The organism is Mycobacterium sp., assembly GCF_050701675.1.
Lineage (GTDB): Bacteria > Actinomycetota > Actinomycetes > Mycobacteriales > Mycobacteriaceae > Mycobacterium.
Map to the genome: position 1 here is coordinate 1 of NZ_JBOGDD010000820.1, position 3,341 is coordinate 3,341.

Consider the following 3,341-nt stretch of genomic DNA (forward strand, 5'->3'; position numbering starts at 1 on the left):
TCCTTGGGGACCGGTGTAGGACCCGTACTTCTACGGAAGCCTCCTGGGGCGTGGATGGAGTGGGGTGTAGTTGGGATCAAGACGCGACGGGGCTGGTCCGCGCGCCCGCAGGCACAGTGCGCGCGCCCTTGTTCAGGCCGTTCTGGAACAGTGACGTGCCAGACACGGATTTGAGAACGCGCCCGCGAATCCAGTCGGCGCGCTCCGGAACTTTCGAGACGGCGAAACCGTATAGATAGGACCACCATTGAACGTGGTCAGCTACCGGGCGGCACTGCTTCTCCCACCGCTGAAGAGCGCGTGGGACGTCGGAATCCTCCTCCAACGCCATCGCCAGTCCCATGGCATTGATGAAGGCAGTATTGGCGGCCTGGCCGAGGTTGGGCGGCATTGCGTGCGCCGCGTCGCCCACGACCGCCGCACATCCCTTCGACCACTGGCGACACCGTACGTTGACCAGGCGGTCCCATCGGCTCGCTTCGGCGAATCGCTCCACCAAGTGTGCTGCGGCCGGGAAGGCAGAACTCCACAGCTCGCGGTCCACGGGCACGGTGCTGGCTCGCTCGTCGGACACCGGTGCACTCAGGAAGATGTAGTCCTGGCCATCGGTGCATGGGTTGAATAGCAAGCGGCGGTGGCCATGCCAGTACTCAATGATCGTGTCGTCCGGATCGCCGCCCTTGCGGTCGATGAGCATGCGAATTCCCGCCTCGATGCCGTAATCCATCCATGATGTTGCCGAAATCGACTCCCGCAGACGAGAATAGGCGCCATCGGCCGCGACGACCAGATCGGCCTTGCGGTTGGAACCGTCAGCCAGCTGCAATTCGCCCTGCGCGCTCATCCCCACGACGGTCGACGATGTTTTGATCTCGACACCGAAGTGAGTCGCTTGCGCGATGAGCGCTTCGTAGAGATCGGCGCGCGGCGGCAATAGCAGTCGGTCCGACGACGTCGTGCGTCGAGACATCAGTACACGGCCGTTGGGATCTGCAATTCGCCATTCGGCGATGGTGCGGGCGCGGGCGGTGGCGTGGTCGAAGGCGCCGATCGTCTCGAGAGTGCGTAGCCCGCTTTCCCAGATCCAGATACCCGCTCCGAACATGCGCAGCTCATCGTTGCGCTCGTGGAGGGTCACGTTCCAACCAAGCTGCGCGAGGCGCGTGGCCAGGAGCAGGCCGGATAAGCCCGCACCGGCAACTTCAGCGGTCCTTGGCATCGCTCTCCTGACCCTCTTCACGTTAGCGCGCTTTGGACACCGGGTCCGGGATCCAAAACACAGGATGCAGTACTTGGACCTTTTTGGGTGGAGGATTGGCGAAATTGTCTGAAGAGTTTGTGGAACGATCTCGTTACGGGACCGTTTCTCCGCACTTCGCAGGTCGAGTGTCGACGCGGCCGGGCAAGGTCTACAGCCCGTGAATCCTGTGTGGCGCGTATAGATCTCCACCACGGGATAGGTGAGGTCTCCGGACTCGCCCTCTGATCGTCAGCTCGTGTGTCAGCATCACAATCCGGTCAGGAGTTCGAGGGTGAATGTATCGATGGTCGCGGACGAGCCCAGCCGGGGCGCATCTATCCGCAGCAGTTGCCCGTTACGCGTGGACACGACGCGAGCCCGAACCTCCGAGATCTGACGGTTGAGCCTTGCGGCGCTTTCCTATTCGGGGCGGATGACGAATCTCTCGACGGTGTCGGATTCCTTGTGTGAACAAGCGCCACCCTCCGTCGGATCCAGCAGCGCCGCAGGGTCAAGCGCGCAGCGATGCCTCATCCAGTTCGATTCCGATTACCTTGGCGACGCGGAACATGTCAGCGTCCCAGGCGAGCAGCGCGAGAGCGCGACGGTACGCGACCGCTGCGATCATGCAGTCGACCATCCCGCGAGGGGTGACGCCCGCTTGTAGACACCGCCGATAGATTCTGGTCGCGGCGTCGAAATCAGTGACTACATCGAAGTGCGCCAAACCGAACCGCAGCAGCATGCGCCGTAGATCCTCCTCGCGCGCATCATTGCGTGCGCCGGCCAACACCTCCATAAGAACCGGCTCGGTGAACATCAGCGGCCCATCTGTGGTGATCAACTCGGTAATCCGCTGGTCCGCTTTACTGCCCGTGGCCCGGTCGTACTCGACCCACGCAGAAGTATCGGCCAGGATCACGCGGCGCCACGGGGACCGGTATCGCCCGGAACCTCACCCATGGCGCGCACACCCCGCATTGCCAGCGCCTGCTCGCGCGTCATCGGCTGGCCCGCCAGATGTCGCAGCGCAAGGTCGACGGCCTCGGTCTTCGTGTGGACCCCGTAGCGGTCCTTTATCGCCTCGACGTAGACGTCCTCAATTTCGATATTGGTACGCACCTTCGCCATACACGCAACATACACCTAACGTGTAGAGTAGGTGTACTCCGAGCTACCCGATCGTCAGACGAGCTGCGTCGCCGATTCCGTCGTGTCGGCCGCGACGACGGAGAAGCGCCGCAACGTCAACGCCGGATTCTTCTCCCGCACCCGCGCGATGCGGGCGGGGTCCAACGTGGCGGTGCCGAGCCCTTCCTCCTCGCCGACGGACGCGAGGACGACCCCCATCGGGTCGACGATCATGCTGTTGCCCGCACCGGACTTGCCGCACTGATCAGCCGCGGCGAGGTAGACGGTGTTCTCGATGGCGCGGGCCCGCAGCAGCGTCGTCCAGTGGTCTTCCTTGAGCGGGCCGGGCACCCACTCGGCCGGCATCAGCACGACGTCTGCGCCCGCGTCGACCAGCCGGCGCGTCACCTCGGGGAAGCGCAGGTCGTAGCACGTCTGCAAGCCGAAGCGGAGGTCGCCGACGGTGAAGGTCTGCGGCGGCTCGATGTCCCCCGGACTGACCAGGGCGGACTCGGTGTAACCGAAGGCGTCGTAGAGGTGCAGCTTGCGGTAGGTCGCGACGACGTCGCCGGAAGCGTCGATGGCCAGCAGCGTGTTGTGAATGCGGGTGCCTTCGTCGGTGGCCTCGTTGATGCCGCACACGAGGGCGATCTTCTGCTGCGCGGCCAGTGCGGTGAGCTCGGCGACGAAAGGGCCGTCGAGACGTTCGGCCGATGCGACGAAGCGTTCGTCCATCGCCGGGGCGGTGAACATCGAGTACTCGGGGAACACGACGAGCTCGCTGCCCTGCGCCCGCGCCTCGGACACCAGGCGACGGATCGACGTCAGGTTGGCGGACTTGTCCTCGCCGGGTGCGAATTGGGCGACGGAGCAGACGACCATGGTGCTACTCGGGCGTCAGCTCGAAGACGGGGATGACCCGGTCGGTCTTCTTCTGGTACTCGCCGAACCCGGGCGCGCGCTCGACGAT

The 3,341-nt window shown here is 64.3% G+C and carries 4 protein-coding genes and 1 pseudogene; all 5 read right to left on the reverse strand.

Features of this window, described 5'->3' with window-relative positions:
* Positions 1 to 76 precede the first annotated feature (76 nt).
* Entirely contained in the window at positions 77 to 1,450 is a 1,374-nt protein-coding gene (locus tag ACRDUX_RS25085) for an FAD-dependent oxidoreductase (RefSeq protein ID WP_526417608.1), read from the reverse strand.
* 301 nt (positions 1,451 to 1,751) lie between these two features.
* Positions 1,752 to 2,162, reverse strand: coding sequence for a type II toxin-antitoxin system VapC family toxin (vapC, locus tag ACRDUX_RS25090; protein WP_526417610.1), 411 nt, complete (start codon positions 2,160 to 2,162; stop codon positions 1,752 to 1,754).
* Entirely contained in the window at positions 2,159 to 2,371 is a 213-nt protein-coding gene (locus tag ACRDUX_RS25095; RefSeq protein WP_526417612.1) for a type II toxin-antitoxin system VapB family antitoxin, read from the reverse strand. The genes vapC and ACRDUX_RS25095 overlap by 4 nt, the downstream gene beginning before the upstream one ends.
* Positions 2,372 to 2,425: 54 nt before the next feature.
* Positions 2,426 to 3,253: a carbon-nitrogen hydrolase family protein gene (locus tag ACRDUX_RS25100; protein ID WP_526417614.1), complete on the reverse strand. Its 828-nt coding sequence runs from the start codon at positions 3,251 to 3,253 to the stop codon at positions 2,426 to 2,428.
* Positions 3,254 to 3,257: 4 nt separating this feature from the next.
* Positions 3,258 to 3,341: pseudogene (locus tag ACRDUX_RS25105) on the reverse strand (nitroreductase family deazaflavin-dependent oxidoreductase); the annotation flags it as partial.